The organism is Comamonas aquatilis, from assembly GCF_965139575.1.
Classification (GTDB): Bacteria; Pseudomonadota; Gammaproteobacteria; order Burkholderiales; family Burkholderiaceae_C; genus Comamonas; species Comamonas aquatilis.
Genome location: NZ_CBCSIW010000007.1, coordinates 140,552 through 157,307, shown reverse-complemented (window position 1 = coordinate 157,307; position 16,756 = coordinate 140,552). Strand labels below are relative to the sequence as shown.

The window sequence follows — 16,756 nt, the reverse complement described above, 5'->3', positions numbered from 1 at the left end:
GATCCTGCCCAGAATGAATGCCATCAATCTACAAATATTTGGGTTGGAGGCCCGGCATTCATGATGGAAATACGTGGACTTGCTTACGTCGTTGCAGAGAGTTCTGATCTGGATCGCTGGGTCAGCTACGCACGTGATGTGCTTGGCATGATGCCCAGTACATCCACCGACGGTGACCTGCTGATCAAGATGGATGAGCGTCAGTTTCGCTTTCAGGTACAGCCCGGACGCAATGACAAATATCTGGCCTCTGGCTGGGAAGTCGCGAACCAGGAGGCTTTCGAGCAAGCCCTGAAGGTGCTGGATGCTGGCAAGGTCGGCTACGAACTGGGTAGCGCAGAACTGTGTGCCAAGCGCCAGGTGCAGCAGCTGGCCGTGGTGAGGGATCCTTCGGGCAACCGCCACGAGATTGTCTGGGGCTTCAAGTCCGACTTCACCCACTTTGCCTCTCCCCAGGGTGTCTCCAAATTCATTACCGGCGATTACGGTCTGGGCCATACCGTGCTGCCCGCCCCGGACTTCGACAAGACCGTGGCCTTTGTGCGCGACGTGTTGGGCTTTGGCCTGTCGGACATCTACAACTTCAAGCCCGCGGGAGATGCCGGCCCCACCATCCGCATCCACTTTTTCCACTGCGAAAACGCTCGCCACCACAGCTTGGCGCTGGCCGAGTTTCCGGCTCCTTCGGGCTGCGTACACGTGATGGTGGAAGTGGACAACATGCCTGAAGTGGGCCGCGCCATGGATCGCATGAAAGCACAGAACGTGCAACTGACGGCCACGCTGGGCCAGCACACCAACGACAAGATGATTTCTTTCTACATGCGCTCGCCATCGAATTTCGATGTGGAGTACGGCTTTGGCGGCGCCATTGTGGATTGGGCGCAGCACATCACGCATGAATTCACAGCGGTCAGTCTTTGGGGACATGACTTCAGTGTCGGTCGCACCGCTGAAAACGCATAGGAGGCTTAAAAATGGTTAATAAGGTAATGAACGCGAAGGATGTCGTCGCTTCGATCAAGGATGGCATGACGATTGGCATTGGTGGGTGGGGACCACGTCGCAAGCCTATGGCTTTGGTGCGTGAGCTGCTGCGCAGCGATCTCAAGGATCTCACCGTGGTGTCTTATGGCGGCGCAGATGTAGGCATGCTCTGCGCTGCGGGCAAAGTCAAAAAGCTGATTTTTGCTTTTGTGACGCTGGATTTCATTCCGCTGGAGCCCTACTTTCGCAAGGCTCGCCAGAACGGTGAGATCGAAGTGGTGGAAATCGACGAGGGGCAGATGGTGCTGGGTTTGAAGGCTGCAGCCATGCGTGTTCCCTACATCCCCACTCGCATCGGACTGGGCTCGGATCTGGTCAAGCACAACCCTGGGATTCGTGTGATCGACTCGCCTTACGACAAAAAGGAATGGGTGGCCATGCCCGCCATCGAACTGGATGTAGCGCTGCTGCATGTGGACAAGGCGGATGCGCGTGGTGTCTGCCAGATCAGCGGTCCCGATGTCTACATGGACGACTTGTACGCACGCGCAGCCAAGAAAACCTATGTGAGCTGCGACGAGCTGGTGGAGTCCAGTAGCTTTGAGTCGGCGGACAGCGCGCGGCTGGTGTTCTGGGAGCGTTCTGAAACTACCGGTGTGGTGCATTTGCCTGGTGGCGCACATCCCGCATCAAACGCTCCGTTGTATGGCTTTGACATCAAGCATTTCAAGGAATACGCGGCCAGCGCCAAGGAAGACGGAGGCTGGGAGCAGTACGTGCAGAAGTACGTGCAATGCAGCCAAGAAGAGTATCTGGAAAAAGTGGGTGGCATGGACACGATCAAGCGTCTGCCCTTGCCCGTGTTTTAAGGAGTGGAGATGAGTGAAATTAATTTGGTGGATCGCATCATCTGCGCCGCAGCTCAGTCCTGGAAAGATGATGGCGAAGTACTGGCAACCGGCATTGGCCTGGTGCCACGCCTGGCGGCATCGCTGTGCATGAAGTCGATCAATACCGACCTCATGATGACGGACTCAGAAGCCTGGATTGTCAGCGAGCCTGTGCCCGTGGGGCCGCGCGGAGACTATCAGATCCGGCGTGAAAGCTGGATGGGTTTTTCGCGCATTTTCGACAATGTCTGGGGCGGCAAGCGTCATGCCATGGTGGGTCCGGTGCAGGTCGATCGATTCGGTCAGGCCAACATTTCCATGGTCGGTGACGACTACGCGCGCCCCAAGGCCATGATGTTGGGGGTACGCGGCTTTCCCGGCAACTCCATCAACCACGCCAATTCCTTTTTTGTGCCCAACCACAACCGCAAGGTATTTGTGGAAGGCGAGGTGGACATGGTCGGTGCTGTGGGCTACAACCCCGCTCGGCTGGCCAAGGGCTGGACGCTGGAGGAAACCACGGACATCCGTTTCATCTACACCAATTTGTGCGTGATGGACTTTGGTGGCCCCAACTATCAGGTACGTCTGGTGTCCTTGCATCCAGGCGTCACGGCGGCACAGGTGCAGGATGCGACGGGATTTCCTCTGCATATCCCAGACCATGTGCCGCAAACGGCGGATCCGACCCCGGAACAGCTGGAAATGCTGGCCCAGCTGGATCCGCACAATATGCGTGCGAGCGTTCTGGGAGCCTGATATGCAGAACCTGGCGACCCCCAGCGAGTTTGTCTCGCGTGAAGACAAAGCCGTTTATGAGACGGATGAGCCTGTGCTCTACAGCGTGAGGGACGGGGTCGCCACGGTGACCATGAATCGTCCCGGATTCAACAATGTGCAGAACTCGCAGATGACTTATGCGCTGGACGAAGCCTTTCGCAAGGCGACGGACGACGATGCGGTCAAGGTGATTGTGCTTTGCGGTGCCGGAAAGCACTTCAGTGCCGGCCACGATATTGGTACGCCTGGACGCGATATCAACAAGAGCTTTGATCGCAAGCACCTCTGGTGGGACCATACCAACAAGCCCGGCGGCGAGCAGTTGTTTGCCCGGGAGCAGGAGGTGTACCTGGGCATGTGCCGCCGCTGGCGCGACATTCCCAAACCCATGATTGCCATGGTGCAGGGCGCTTGCGTGGCTGGCGGCCTGATGCTGGCCTGGGTCTGCGATCTCATCATTGCCAGCGAGGATGCGTTCTTTCAGGATCCCGTGGTGCGCATGGGCATTCCCGGCGTGGAGTATTTCGCCCACGCACATGAGTTGCACCCGCGCATCGCCAAGGAGTTCTTGCTGTTGGGCGAGCGTATGACGGCGGAGCGTGCCTATCAGATGGGCATGGTCAACCGTGTTTTTGCACGCGATCAGCTGCAAGAGCAAACCATGGAGATTGCCCATCGAATGAGTGCTCAGCCACGCATGGGATTGGCGCTGACCAAGACTGTCATCAACCGTGCAGAAGAGTTGCAAGGCTTGCGCGCAACGATGGAAATGGCCTTCGGCTATCACCATTTTGCGCATGCCCACAGCATGGCTCTGGGCAGTGGTCATCTTGGTGGGCACGATGCCAAGACCATGGCCGAAGCCAACAAAAAAGAGGCTAAGGCATGAGCAATATGAACGATATGAGCAGCTTGCGCACCCCGGTCTGCGACCTACTGGGCTGCCGCTACCCCATCATCCAAACGGCCATGGGCTATGTGGCAGGGGCTGATCTGGTGGCCGGAACGACCAATGCCGGTGGCTTCGGGTTTCTGGCTGGAGCCACGATTGCCGCCGACAAGATCGAGGACGAAATCCTCAAGGTCAAGCGCTTGACGGGTGACCAGCCTTTTGGTCTGAACTTTCACATGTTTCAGCCCAATGCACAGCAACTGCTGGACCTGGCTGTGAAGTACCGCCTACGGGCGGTGAGCTATGGTCGCGGTCCGGACAAGAAGGTGATTGGCCGTCTGCGGGATGCCGGCATTGTCTGCATGCCGACCGTAGGGGCTTTGAAGCACGCACAAAAAGCCATTGAGATGGGCGCCAACGTCATCACCGTGCAGGGTGGTGAAGGCGGTGGCCACACAGGCAGTGTCCCCACCACGGTGTTGTTGCCCCAGGTGGTGGATGCAGTGAGCGTGCCGGTGGTGGCCGCTGGTGGCTTTTATGACGGGCGCGGCCTGCTGGCTGCACTGGCCTATGGCGCATCAGGCATTGCCATGGGGACGCGCTTTTTGATGACCAGTGACTCCAAGGTTCCTGATGTGACCCTGCAGCGCTATCTGGCCACCAAGGATGCGGAAAAGATCGCTGTGTCGTATCTGGTGGATGGCATGCCACAGCGAATGATTCCCAACGAATACCTGGCAATGCTGCAAAAGGCCAGCCCGGTCAAGCGCTTGCGCATTGCTCTGGGTCTGGCACTGCAGTGGAAATCCGAAACCGGCATGACTACAGCTCAGGCAGTGAGCATTTTCATGAAGGCCCTGCGTGAAGACTCCTCCTCGGTCGCTCAGACCGTGATGGCTGCCAACGCGCCCATGCTGCTGCAGCGGTCCATGGTGCATGGCGACCCGGCAGACGGAGTGATGTCGGCTGGGCAGGTGGCTTCGCTGATCCAAAAGCTCGATAGCTGTGAAACCGTGATATCGGGGATCGTTAAGCAGGCTCTGGAGCGCCGCAGCGCAATCAATCAACTGACTACCGTTTGAAAAATTCTCATATGTCTTTCCAACAATTCCATTCAACTATTCACGACAACGGTGTGGCCGAACTGGTGCTTGACCGCGCGCCGGTCAATGCATTGAACGCAGCCGGCTGGAATGGGCTTGCCAAGGAAATCGAGGCTCTGGGCAACAACGCCGAAGTGCGCGTTATCGTGATTCGCGCAGAAAACCGGGGCTTTTGCGCAGGTGTGGACATCAAGGAGCTGGCTGCTAACGACAAGCTTATTCTGGATGTCAACGCCGGTAACTACGCCACCTTCAAGGCCGTGCATCTGAACAAGGTACCTGTGATTGTGGCCGTGCACGGCTTTGTGTTGGGCGGAGGCATCGGCATCTGTGGAGCAGCCGACATCGTGATCGCTGCGGAAGACGCAACTTTCGGACTGCCTGAAGTTGATCGCGGCGCCATGGGTGGCGCTGCGCATCTGCAGCGCATGTTTGGCGTGCAAAAAACGCGCTATCTGTTCTTTACGGGCGAGATGATTGGTGCGGCCGAAGCGCTGCGCTGGGGTGCAATCGAGCGTGTTGTACCACGCGACCAGCTGCGTGAAACGGCCATGCAGATTGCCGAAAAGATTGCAGCCAAGAGCCCGGCCATGATCCGCATTGCCAAGGAATGCCTGACCGGCATTGAAGACGGCAATCTGGAAGACAAATACCGCTGGGAGCAGGGCTTCACGCTCCAAGCCTATATGAGCCCCGATTCCGCCGAAACGCGCGATGCGTTTGTGGAAAAGCGCGAAGCCAAGTTCTAAGCACTTCTTGCACAGGAGGAGACCACATCATGGATTTGACCTACACCCCCGCGCAAAAAGCATTTCGCGCCGAAGTGCGCGCCTGGCTCAAGGACAACGTACCGCGCGAAAAGCTCACCACTTACGATGTGCGTGAAGGCTTTGATCAGCATCGTCAGTGGGAGGCGAAGCTGGCCTCGGCAGGCTTTAGCAGCGTGACCTGGCCCAAGGAGTTGGGCGGACGCGGCTGCGACCTCAACGAATGGCTGATTTTTGAAGAAGAGTACTGGGCAGCCGATGCGCCTCAGCGCGTGAACCAGAACGGCATCCTGCTGCTGGGCCCGACCTTGATGGAGTTCGGTACCGAGGAGCAAAAGGCCCGCTTCCTGCCGCGCATGGCGCGCTGTGAGGATATGTGGGCCCAGGGCTGGTCCGAGCCCAATGCCGGCTCTGACATGGCAGCCATCAGCAGCCGCGCCATACGCACGGGCGACAAGTATGTGCTCAACGGCCAGAAGATCTGGTCCACACGTGCCGTGTTTGCCGACTGGCTGTTTGGCCTGTTCCGCAGCGACCCGGGCTCCAGCCGCCACCATGGCTTGAGCTACATTCTCGTGCCTTTGAGCACGCCAGGCATCACCGTGCGCCCGATTCGCGATATCGCGGGCAAAGAGCATTTCGCAGAAATCTTCTTTGACGATGTGGAAGTGCCCGTAGAGAACCTGCTCGGTGCCGAAGGCAAGGGCTGGAACGTGGCCATGGCCACGGCCGGCTTTGAACGCGGTCTGCTGCTGCGTTCGCCCGCGCGCTATCAGCACAGCGTGCGCAAGCTCGTCGAGCTGTACCAGCGCAACCAGTCTGTGGCTGATCGTGACGGTTCTATTCGCGATGCCATCATGCGTGCCTGGATGGGCGCCGAGGCCTATACCCAGTCCTCTTATCACACGGTAGGGCGCATGCATAAGGGCTCGCAGATTGGCGCCGAGGCCAGCACCAACAAGCTGGTGTGGTCCGAGCTGGACATTCTGATCAACGAAACGGCCATGCGCATTCTGGGCTCGCGCGCCGAGTTGCTGGACGACCATGAAGCCAACGAATGGCTGGAAGGTTTTCTGTTCTCGCAAGCCGGTCCCATCTATGCGGGCAGCAACGAGATTCAGCGCAACATCATTGCCCAGCGCATGCTGGGTCTGCCCAAGTCCTGAGAGTTTGAGGAGAGCAAAAATGGATTTCACATTCTCTGAAGATCAGATTGCCTTCCGTGACTCGGTCAGCCGCTTTTTGATGACCGAAGCCGCGCCAGAGATGCTGCGCGATGTCTGGGAAACCGAAACCGGTCGCAGCCCCGAACTGTGGGCCAAGATTGCCGAGCAGGGCTTGATGGGGCTGTCGGTGCCCGAGGCCTATGGCGGCATGGGCATGGCCGATGTGGATTGGGCTTTGCTGCTGCAGGAAGTCGGCTACTACGCCTTGCCCGATTCGCTGGTTGATACCGCCTATGTGGGAGCTGGCATGCTGGCCGCCTTGCCGGTGGGCAATGCGGCGCGCGAAAAATGGCTGCCAGGCATTGCCAATGGCAGCTGTCGTGTGGCGGTCGGACATCCGCTCAATCCGACAGTTTCCGACGCAGCGCTGGCCAATGTATTGCTGCTGCCGCATGCCGTAGATGGCGGCATTGAGCTGCATGCCGTGCTGCCCGAGCAATGCGTCATTCAGCAGCGCAAGAGCATCGACTCCTCGCGCCGTCTCTACGATGTGCAATGGACGCCTGGCGCCCAAACGCGCATTGCCGATGCGGTCACGGGTCAGAAGATCTGGGATCAGGCGGGCGAGCGCGGTGCTTTGGCGGCTGCAGCCCAGCTCGTGGGACTGAGCCAGCGCATGCTCGATTTGTCGGTGGACTATGTGGTCCAGCGCAAGCAGTTTGACAAGGCCATCGGCAGTTTTCAGGCCGTGCAACACCATCTGGCCAACATCGTGACCAAGATCGAATTTGCCAAGCCCGTGCTGTACCGCGCTTTCTATGCGTTGCAGCACGAGGAATCCGATGCCGCAACACGTATCTCGCATGCCAAGGTGCAAGCGGGCGAAGCGGGCTGGTTTGGCGCGCGCAACGGTCTGCAGGTGCACGGTGCCATGGGTTACACCTGGGAAGTGGATCTGCAGATGTTCATGAAGCGCGCCTGGGTGCTGGATGCCGCCTGGGGTGACAAGGTTTTCCATATGGCACGTTTGGCAGGTCGTCTTTTGCATAGCCAGAATCCCCCCCTGGGCGCAGGCTCGACTTTTGATAGGGATACCGCTCTCGGTCGCTGTGCCTCGCTGCCGCAGGGACAGTGCAAGCAGCTTGCCGAGGAGGTTGCCGCATGAGAGCGCAAGCCTATATTGTTGACGCCGTTCGTTCTCCCACAGGCAAGCGCAAGGGTTCTTTGGCCCATGTGCACGGCGCAGATCTGGGAGCCCATGTCATCAAGGCGCTGGTCGAGCGTAATGACGTGCCTGCTGCCGACTATGACGATGTGATCTTTGGCTGCGTGGACACCGTCGGTGCCCTGGCCGGCGACATTGCCCGCACTTCGTGGCTGGCGGCCGGCATGCCTTTGAATGTGCCAGGCACCACGGTGGATCGCCAGTGTGGATCGTCTCAGCAGGCCATCCACTTCGCAGCGCAGGCCGTGATGAGCGGCACGCAGGATGTGGTACTGGCCGGCGGTGTGCAGACCATGAGCTCGATTCCCATCTCCTCGGCCATGATTGCCGGTCAGGCGCTGGGTTTCACCACGCCATTTGCCGAGAGCAAGGGTTGGCAGGCGCGCTTTGGTAATGCGCCGGTCAACCAGTTCTACGCGGCCCAGCGTATTGCCGACCATTGGGGAGTGAGCCGTACTGACATGGAGGTCTTTGCCAAGGAAAGCCATGACCGAGCGCTCAAAGCCATCGCCGAAGGTCGCTTCGACCGCGAAATCGTACCGTTTGGCGATTTCAAGATGGATGAAACCGCACGCCTGAGCACGCTGGAGAAGATGGCGACCCTGGCGCCAGTGGACCCAACCTATCCGTCGATCACGGCGGCCGTTTCCAGTTCCACCTGCGACGCGGCTGCCGCCGTGCTGGTGGTATCGGAGGAAGCGCTTAAACGCTATAACCTCAAGCCACGTGCCCGTATTCACCACATGAGCGTGCGCGCTGATGACCCGATCTGGCATTTGACAGCCCCGATTCCGGCGACCGAGTACGCACTCAAGAAGGCCGGCATGAAGCTCGCCGACATGGATCTGGTCGAGATCAATGAAGCGTTTGCTTCCGTGGTCATGGCCTGGCTCAAGGAAACCGGCTACGACCACGCCAAGACCAATGTCAACGGGGGCGCGATTGCTCTGGGTCATCCGCTCGGCGCTTCGGGAGCCAAGCTGATGACGACTTTGCTGCACGAGCTCGAGCGTACGGGTGGTCGCTATGGATTGCAGACCATGTGCGAGGGTGGTGGGCAGGCCAACGTCACCATCATCGAGCGCCTCTGATCGGCTGCAAGGCGGACACCTGACGGTGTCCGCCTTTGTTGTCTGCTCACAGGGGTGAAACTTGCGTCAGCCATTCCAAAACACCAACGGATATCAAGACATGCAAAACAACGCGACAGCTAACGATCGCCGTACTTTTTTGCTGGGCGCTGCAGCGACAGCGGCGACGGCTGCTCTGCCTGCAACGCCGGCTTTGGCCCGATCGGCTGTCAGCCGCTCCGCGCCTGACGATGCCATCACCATGGCCGGTCAGCTGCGAGCGGGCGAGGTCACGCCACTGGAGGCACTGGATGCAGCGATTGCGCGTGTAGAAGCTTTGCCCAAGCTCAATGCCGTGGTTGTCAAAAACTACGATATGGCGCGCGAGCATGCAAAAAAGCTCTCGAGCATGGGCAGAGATGCGCGCAAGCAGGCAAGCGCAAAAGCTCCGCTCTGGGGTCAGCCCTTTGTGCTTAAGGATTTGGGCGCCAGCATGGCGGGCACGGTTACCACCAATGGCTGCGGCTTCTTCAAAGATGCGGTGGCGGCGCAGGATTCCACACTGGTCACCCGCTACAAGGCGGCGGGCCTCAATATTTTTGGCAAGACCGCCACGCCAGAATTTGGCATGACGACGACGACCGAGTCGCGCTTGCACGGCGTCACGCCCAATCCCTGGAACCTGCAGCACACCACGGGCGGTTCTTCAGGCGGCAGCGCCGCGCTGGTGGCCGCAGGCGTGTTGCCGGTGGCGCATGCGACAGATGGCGGCGGCTCCATCCGCATCCCTGCGGCGCATTGCGGTCTGTTCGGTCTCAAGCCCAGCCGTGGCCGCGTGCCCGGCGGCCCGGATGCGCTGGATGGCGCCGTGGGCCTGTCGGTGCACCATGTGGTCAGCCGCACGGTGCGTGACAGCGCCTTGTTGCTGGATTTGACCGCAGGGCCAGAACTGGGATCACGTGTGCGCCCCGGCATGGATGTGCAGGGCAGCTATGTGCAAGCCCTGCAGCAGCCCGAGCGCAAGCTGCGCATTGCCATCTGGCGCAAAAACCACTTTGGCGTGCCTGTGCATGCCGACTGCCTGGCGGCGCTGGACAAGGCCGCACGCGCCTGCGAGGCCATGGGCCATGTGCTGGAAGAAGCCTTCCCCGAGCTGCCTATCGCCGAGATTTTCGCGGGCCAGGGCCTGGCTACCGCCACCGGCATGCTGAACGCTGTCAGCTATCGCGAAAAGCAGCTGGGCCGGGCGGTGCGCGAAGACGAGATGGAGCCGCTGAACTGGGTGGCTTTGCAGATGGCCAAAAAAGGCTCGGCGCTGGACCTGTACCGTGCACGCGCGGGCTTTGATACAGCAGGCCGTTTGCTCGATGCCTTCCTCGGTCAGTACGACCTGATCCTGACGCCCACCACGGCCGTGCCTGCCCAGCAACTCGGTGCGCTGCGGCTCGACCAGCCCTATCAGAGCTATGCGGCTGAAGCGATGAAGTCAGCGGCTTTCACGGCGCTGTTCAACATCAGCGGGCACCCGGGCATGAGTGTGCCGGTGCACTGGACGGCAGACCACATTCCCGTGGGAGTGCATTTTGTCGCGCCCTTTGGGGGAGAAGGGCGTTTGCTGCGACTGGCGGTGCAGATGGAGCAGGCCCTGCCATGGGCACATCGCATGCCCGACCTGTCGGCACTCAAAGCGTAATTTCAAGAAGGCAGACGGGCCGCTGGCCCGCGCTGCAAAGCAAGCAAAAAGGGGAAAGAAATGGGTATTTGCGACCAACGTACCGTGGTGATCACTGGCGCAGGCGGTGGCCTGGGCCGCGCTTATGCGCTGGCTTTTGCCAAAGAGGGCGCCAATGTGGTGATCAACGATATCCGCGCCGAAGCCGCACAGGCTGTGGCCAATGAAGTGATCGCCGCTGGCGGCAAGGCGCTGGCCAATACCGGCGACATCACCACCACAGCCGGCGCCCAATCGATTCTGGATGCGGCAGTGACCCAGTTTGGCGATGTGCAAGTCATCGTCAACAACGCCGGCGTGCTGCGCGACCGCATGTTTCTGAGCCTTTCCGAAGAGGATTGGGACATGGTCATGCGCGTGCATCTGCGCGGTCACTTCTGCATGGCCAATGTGTTTGGCCGCTATTGGCGCGATCAGAAGAAGGCCGGCAAGGCAGTAGATGCGCGCATCATCAACACCAGCTCTGGCGCAGGCCTGCAAGGCTCCATTGGCCAGAGCAACTACGCGGCAGCCAAGGCAGGTATTGCGGGCTTGACGCTGGTGCAGGCTGCGGAAATGGCGCGCTATGGCATCACGGCCAACAGCCTGGCTCCCGCTGCACGTACCGCGATGACGGAAGGTGCCATGCCCGATATGGTCAAAAAGCCCGAGTCCGGCTTTGATGCCTGGGATCCGCTGAACGTGGCGTCCATTGTGGTGTGGCTGGGCAGTTCCCTGTCCAGTCATGTGACCGGTCGCTGCTTTGAAGCCAAGGGCGGCGAGATCTCGGTGGCCGACGGCTGGTTCACCGGTCAGATCCGTGACAAGCAAAGCCGTTGGGAGCCGAAGGAACTGACCGAAGTGGTTGACCAGTTGATCGCACAGGGCCGCGCACCGCAAAAAGTGTACGGAACCTGATGGCAGCCTAGCCCATTCTTACTTTCTGAGCGCGAGCCATCATGGATTTAATTCTGAACGAAGAACAAAAAATGATCGCCGAGAGCGCTGCGGTGTTTTTGCAGGAAAACAGCAGCACGGCGCAGGTCCGCAAGATCTGTGAAGCCGAGGGCGGCCTGGACCGCGCGCTGTGGCAGGAAGTAGTGGACATGGGCTGGTGCAGCGTGGCTTTGCCGGAAGCCGCAGGTGGCATGGGCCTGGGCTGGCGTGAGCTGGTGCTGCTGCAAGAGCAGATGGGCTACCACCTGGCTTGCGTGCCGTTTTTTGATGCCGTGGTCGCCGTCACTCCGCTGTGGAAGGCGCTGAGCCAGACCGAGGCAGGCCTGCAGGTGGTGGCGCGCCTGGCCGCGTCGGGCCAGATCTGTGTGCTGGGCATGACGGTGCGCGGCGAGTTGCCGGCCGCTGCGACCTTGAAGGTCGAAGGGGATGCGCTGGTGCTCAATGGCCAATGGAGCCAGGTGGGCTCCGGTGCACATGCCGATGTATTCCTGTTGCCCGCCACGCTGCCTTGCGGATCGCTGGGTCTGCTGGAGGTGAACGCCAAGGCCGATGGTCTGAGCGTGCAGGCGCTGCCTACGGTGGACGCCACGCGCAGCAGCGCCCAGGTATCGGCCGTGAATGTGGCGTTGACCGGCGCCGCCTTGCTGATGCATGGCGATGCTCTCAAGCAGCTGTGGGCGCAGACCCGTAATCTGGCCGCCATCGGTCTGGCCGCTGAACAGGTCGGTGTAGCCGAGCGTGCACTGAATCTGGCCGTGGACTACACCAAGGAAAGGCAGCAGTTCGGCAAGGTCGTGGGCAGCTTTCAAGGCCTCAAGCATCGCGCAGCGCAGATGTTGGTCAAGGTGGAAACGGCGCGCTCTGCCGTTTATGCAGCAGCTTTCATGGCTGACACCGCTGGCGATACAAGCGATTTGACCTATTTTGCAGCGCAAGCCCGCACAGATGCTACGGAAGCTGCTCTCTTTTCCACAGGTGAAAGCATTCAACTCCATGGTGGCGTGGGCTTTACATGGGAGTTTGATCCCCATTTGTTCTTCCGCCGCGCGCAGTCGGCCAGCCAGCGCATGGGCACGGTGGAGCAGTGGCGCGAATTGGTGGCTGTGCGTTTGTTGGACGAGAGCGTGACGGAGGCAGCATGAAGATGCAGGAATCGGAAATCAATGAAGCCTTTCGCGCCGAGGTGCGGGAATGGATGAGCCAGCATCTGACGGGCCAGTTCGCACCGCTCAAGCATGCCAGCGGCCTGGGTGCCGAGGGTTATGACGCGCAGCTGGCCAAGGAGTGGGAGCGGGAGCTGGCCCGCGGCGGCTGGACCGGGCTGGGTTGGGAGTCTCAGTACGGAGGGCGCAATGCGCCGCTGACCCAGCAAGTTATCTTTCACGAGGAATATGTGCGCCTCGGCGGCCCCGGTCGTATCGGCCATATTGGCGAGACCCTGCTGGCCCCCACATTGATGGCCTTTGGCACGCCTGAGCAGAAAGCGCGCTTTCTGCCGGGCATTCTGGCCGGCACCGACTATTGGGCTCAGGGCTACTCCGAGCCCGGTGCCGGTTCCGATCTGGCAGCCATTCGCACCAAGGCCTATCGCGATGCAGCCACGGGCGAATGGGTGATCAACGGTCAGAAGGTCTGGACATCCTGGGCGCATGAGTCCGAGTGGATTTTTGTGCTGGCCCGCACCGATGAGGTCGGCACGGCGGCGGCCAGCACGCGCCACGCCGGTATGGTGCTGCTGCTGGTGCCCATCAAGCAGGCGGGCGTGGAAGTGCGCCCGATCCGCCAGATCACCGGCACTTCGGAGTTCAACGAGGTCTTCTTTGACGGGGCTCGCACCGAAGGTGCTTTGCATCTGGGCCCGGTGGGCGATGGCTGGAAGGTGGCCATGTATCTGCTGGGCTGCGAGCGTGGTGCATCCACGCTGGGCCAGCAGGCGCATTTTCGCTACGAGCTGGATCTGATCATTGAGCTGGCCAAGCGCAATGGCACGGCCCGCGACCCGCTGATGCGCCAGCGCCTGGCCAAGGCCGATCTGGGCCTGCAGACGCTGCGTGCCCACGCGCTGCGCTCCAGCAGCGAAGACACGCTATTTCGGGTGGCCTCGGTCTCCAAGTACGCCTGGTCCAACTGGCACCGCGATCTGGGTGAGCTGGCCATGGATGTCCTGGGCGAGCAGGGCGAGTTGGTGCTCAAGGACTCGGCCCTCGCCGCGCTGCAACAGCTGTGGCTGGTCAGCCGTGCCGACACGATCTACGCAGGCACCAACGAGATTCAGATGAACCTCATGGCCGAGCGCGCCCTGGGCATGCCGCGCTGAATCAGCGCCATTGCGGCTGCGGCCTCAAGCAAATCAGTTGCAAACCGGCAGCCGCCGATGGCTTTGCCGCGTTTGCTGTATTGGTGTGCGGGCATTTACTTTCTCTGCATCGCTCTGAGAAGAATCGATGTCACGAGCATTCTCTGGCGAGGCAAGCGCACTGTCGAGAATGTCCGGCAAACGACATTAGGGAATGACCTATCGTCCAAAGTGACGATGTTGCAGCCCGGGGCGAAAGAGATGATTCCCTCAATCCTCATCTTTGACGAAAAATGACAAGCTCTCCTTCTTACGTTGCTGCCCATGGTCTGCTTAAAGACAAAACTGTGCTTGTCACCGCTGCTGCTGGCGCCGGTATTGGCTTCTCTGCTGCAAAACGTGCAGCAGAGGAAGGCTGCAAAGCCTTGTTCATCTCGGATGTGCACGAGCGTCGCCTGACCGAGGCCGTGGAGCAGATCAAGAAAGATACGGGTTTAACCCAGGTGTTTGGCAAGCTCTGCGATGTGAGCAAGGAAGAGCAGGTTCAAGCCCTGATCTCCGAAGCCGATGCCGTCATGGGCGGGATTGATGTGCTGATCAACAATGCAGGTCTGGGTACCAGCTGCAAGGTTGTCAATATGAGCGATGACGAGTGGGGCAAGGTCATCGACATCACGCTGACGGGTACTTTCCGCATGACGCGCGCCGCGCTCAAGGTCATGCAGCCGCGTGGCAAGGGCGTGATTGTCAACAACGCATCGGTACTGGGCTGGCGCGCCCAGGTCGAGCAGGCGCATTACGCCGCAGCCAAAGCGGGTGTGATGGCTTTCACCCGCTGCTCGGCGCTGGAAGCGGCTGAATTCGGTATCCGTATCAATGCGGTGGCACCTTCCATCGCCATTCATGCGTTCCTCAAGAAGTCGGCTTCTGAAGAGCTGCTGGCCCAACTGTCCGAAAAAGAAGCCTTCGGCCGGGGCGCAGAACCCTGGGAAGTGGCCAACGTCATGATTTTCCTGGCCAGCGACTACTCCTCGTACATGACGGGTGAAGTGGTTTCTGTCAGCTCGCAAAGGGCCTGAGCCATGAATGCCGTTGCCGAAAAAGTAATGTTTGACTCGGCTGCCTCGGTGTTGGCTGCCGTGGGACGCCAACTGGGCGAGACCGAATGGGTGCAGATCAGCCAGGAGCGCATCCAGCAGTTTGCCGATGCCACGGGTGACCACCAGTGGATTCATGTGGACCCCGAGCAGGCCAGGAATGGCCCGTTTGGCGCCTGCGTGGCCCATGGTTACTTGACGCTTTCGCTGGCCAATCTGTTTTTGCCCCAGCTCGTGGCCTATGAAGGGCTGACGATGGGCGTGAACTACGGCTGCGAAAAAGTGCGTTTTCCATCTCCCGTGCTGGTGAATTCCTGGATTCGCGGCAGCGGCGAGGTGATTGCGGCGACGCAGATGGGCGATGACGGCGTGCAGGTCACGATTCGCATCACGGTGCAGATCAAGGATCAGGACAAACCCGGCTGTGTGGTCGAAACCATCAGCCGGCTGTTTTTTGTCGGGAACAATTGAGTGCCAGCGATTGTGTACAAAGTTTTATACAGCTGCTGAACGGCTAAGCAAGGGAGTGCCGCCGCAGAGTGGCCACCTTTGAAATGAAGAGCAAATGAACTTGCTCCAGTGATGAACAACAACGAGGTTTGGAGACAGAGATGAAAGACGCAGTTATCGTTGCTACGGCACGCACTCCCATTGGCAAAGCATTTCGCGGAGCATTTAACGATACCGAGGCTCCTGTGCTGGGTGGACACGTCATTCGTGCTGCGTTGAACAAGGTGGGTGTCGATGGAGCGGATGTAGGTGATGTGATCTTGGGTATCGCTGCCCAGCAAGGAACTCAGGGCTACAACCTGGGACGCCTGTGCACTTACACGGCAGGCCTGCCAAATACCGTTGGCGGCATGGTGATCGATCGCATGTGTGCCTCCGGCCTGATGAGCATTGCAACGGCTTCCAAAAGCATCATGACCGGCGAGCTGAACATCGCAGTGGCTGGTGGTCTCGAATCCATCTCTCTGGTGCAGAACAAGCACAAGAATTCCTATCGCGCCCAATCCAAGGCGGTGCTGGCTGCAGAGCCAACGGCCTATATCCAGATGATTGAAACGGCCGAAATCGTGAGCCAGCGGTATGGCATCAGCCGCGAAGCTCAGGATGAATACTCTTTGGAAAGCCAGCAGCGTGTGGCCGCTGCGCAGGCCAAGGGTCTGTTCGACGATGAAATCGTGCCGCTGACCACCGTCAAGCAGCTGTTCGACAAGGAAGGCAATGTCACGGGTGCTGAAGAGGTGACTCTTACCCGTGATGAGGGCAATCGCGCCGATACCTCGCTGGAAAGCCTGGCAAAGCTCAAGCCTGTCTGGAAGAACGGCCAATGCGTGAGTGAAGGTCAGTTCATCACCGCAGGCAATGCCTCGCAGCTGTCGGATGGCGCCAGTGCTAGCGTATTGATGAGTGCCGATGAAGCGCGGGCGCGGGGCCTGACTCCACTGGGTACCTATCGAGGTATGGCCGTGGCGGGCTGCCGCTCGGACGAGATGGGTATTGGGCCCGTCTATGCTATTCCCAAATTGCTCAAGCAGCATGGCTTGGAAGTCAAGGACATCGACCTCTGGGAAATCAACGAGGCTTTCGCCTGTCAAGTGATCTACAGCCGCGACATGCTGGGCATTCCCAAAGATCGTCTGAATGTGAACGGGGGCGCCATTGCGATAGGTCATCCGTTTGGCATGTCGGGTGCACGCCTGGTGGGGCACTCGCTGCTGGAAGGCCGCCGCCGTGGCGCCCGTTATGTGGTGGTCAGCATGTGTATCGGGGGTGGCATGGGCGCTGCCGGCTTGTTTGAACTGAATTAAT

16 protein-coding genes are annotated in these 16,756 nt (G+C 59.8%); all 16 read left to right on the top strand.

The window, feature by feature from the left end:
• Positions 1–60 precede the first annotated feature (60 nt).
• Complete coding sequence (locus ACNAZA_RS11395) at positions 61–966, top strand: VOC family protein (RefSeq protein ID WP_415796686.1); 906 nt, start codon at positions 61–63, stop codon at positions 964–966.
• Between the two features lie 11 nt (positions 967–977).
• Complete coding sequence (locus ACNAZA_RS11390) at positions 978–1,856, top strand: CoA transferase subunit A (RefSeq protein ID WP_415796685.1); 879 nt, start codon at positions 978–980, stop codon at positions 1,854–1,856.
• Positions 1,857–1,865: 9 nt separating this feature from the next.
• Positions 1,866–2,636, top strand: a complete 771-nt coding sequence (locus tag ACNAZA_RS11385) for a CoA-transferase subunit beta (RefSeq protein ID WP_415796684.1) — start codon at positions 1,866–1,868, stop codon at positions 2,634–2,636.
• A 1-nt stretch (position 2,637) separates the two neighbouring features.
• Positions 2,638–3,546 carry an enoyl-CoA hydratase gene (locus ACNAZA_RS11380; RefSeq protein ID WP_415796683.1) on the top strand — a complete coding sequence of 303 codons (909 nt, stop codon included), beginning with the start codon at positions 2,638–2,640 and terminating at the stop codon, positions 3,544–3,546.
• Positions 3,543–4,631 (top strand): NAD(P)H-dependent flavin oxidoreductase, encoded by a 1,089-nt coding sequence (locus ACNAZA_RS11375; protein ID WP_415796682.1) that lies wholly within the window; start codon positions 3,543–3,545, stop codon positions 4,629–4,631. Before ACNAZA_RS11380 ends, ACNAZA_RS11375 begins: the two co-directional genes overlap by 4 nt.
• Before the next feature lie 11 nt (positions 4,632–4,642).
• Entirely contained in the window at positions 4,643–5,401 is a 759-nt protein-coding gene (locus ACNAZA_RS11370; protein WP_415796681.1) for an enoyl-CoA hydratase family protein, read from the top strand.
• A 29-nt stretch (positions 5,402–5,430) separates the two neighbouring features.
• Positions 5,431–6,585 (top strand): acyl-CoA dehydrogenase family protein, encoded by a 1,155-nt coding sequence (locus ACNAZA_RS11365; RefSeq protein WP_415796680.1) that lies wholly within the window; start codon positions 5,431–5,433, stop codon positions 6,583–6,585.
• Between the two features lie 19 nt (positions 6,586–6,604).
• Entirely contained in the window at positions 6,605–7,750 is a 1,146-nt protein-coding gene (locus tag ACNAZA_RS11360; RefSeq protein WP_415796679.1) for an acyl-CoA dehydrogenase family protein, read from the top strand.
• Positions 7,747–8,901 carry an acetyl-CoA C-acetyltransferase gene (locus tag ACNAZA_RS11355; protein ID WP_415796678.1) on the top strand — a complete coding sequence of 385 codons (1,155 nt, stop codon included), beginning with the start codon at positions 7,747–7,749 and terminating at the stop codon, positions 8,899–8,901. Before ACNAZA_RS11360 ends, ACNAZA_RS11355 begins: the two co-directional genes overlap by 4 nt.
• A gap of 100 nt (positions 8,902–9,001) precedes the next feature.
• Positions 9,002–10,573 carry an amidase gene (locus ACNAZA_RS11350; RefSeq protein ID WP_415796677.1) on the top strand — a complete coding sequence of 524 codons (1,572 nt, stop codon included), beginning with the start codon at positions 9,002–9,004 and terminating at the stop codon, positions 10,571–10,573.
• A gap of 60 nt (positions 10,574–10,633) precedes the next feature.
• A complete protein-coding gene (locus tag ACNAZA_RS11345; RefSeq protein WP_415796676.1) occupies positions 10,634–11,509 on the top strand; it encodes an SDR family oxidoreductase in 876 nt (291 codons plus the stop codon).
• 41 nt (positions 11,510–11,550) lie between these two features.
• Positions 11,551–12,690, top strand: coding sequence for an acyl-CoA dehydrogenase family protein (locus ACNAZA_RS11340; RefSeq protein ID WP_415796675.1), 1,140 nt, complete (start codon positions 11,551–11,553; stop codon positions 12,688–12,690).
• Positions 12,687–13,865: an acyl-CoA dehydrogenase family protein gene (locus ACNAZA_RS11335; RefSeq protein WP_415796674.1), complete on the top strand. Its 1,179-nt coding sequence runs from the start codon at positions 12,687–12,689 to the stop codon at positions 13,863–13,865. Before ACNAZA_RS11340 ends, ACNAZA_RS11335 begins: the two co-directional genes overlap by 4 nt.
• Positions 13,866–14,137: 272 nt before the next feature.
• Positions 14,138–14,923, top strand: coding sequence for an SDR family oxidoreductase (locus ACNAZA_RS11330; protein WP_415796673.1), 786 nt, complete (start codon positions 14,138–14,140; stop codon positions 14,921–14,923).
• Positions 14,924–14,926: 3 nt separating this feature from the next.
• Positions 14,927–15,412, top strand: a complete 486-nt coding sequence (locus ACNAZA_RS11325; RefSeq protein WP_415796671.1) for a MaoC family dehydratase — start codon at positions 14,927–14,929, stop codon at positions 15,410–15,412.
• A 140-nt stretch (positions 15,413–15,552) separates the two neighbouring features.
• Positions 15,553–16,755, top strand: a complete 1,203-nt coding sequence (locus ACNAZA_RS11320) for an acetyl-CoA C-acyltransferase (protein ID WP_415796670.1) — start codon at positions 15,553–15,555, stop codon at positions 16,753–16,755.
• Position 16,756 lies beyond the last annotated feature (1 nt).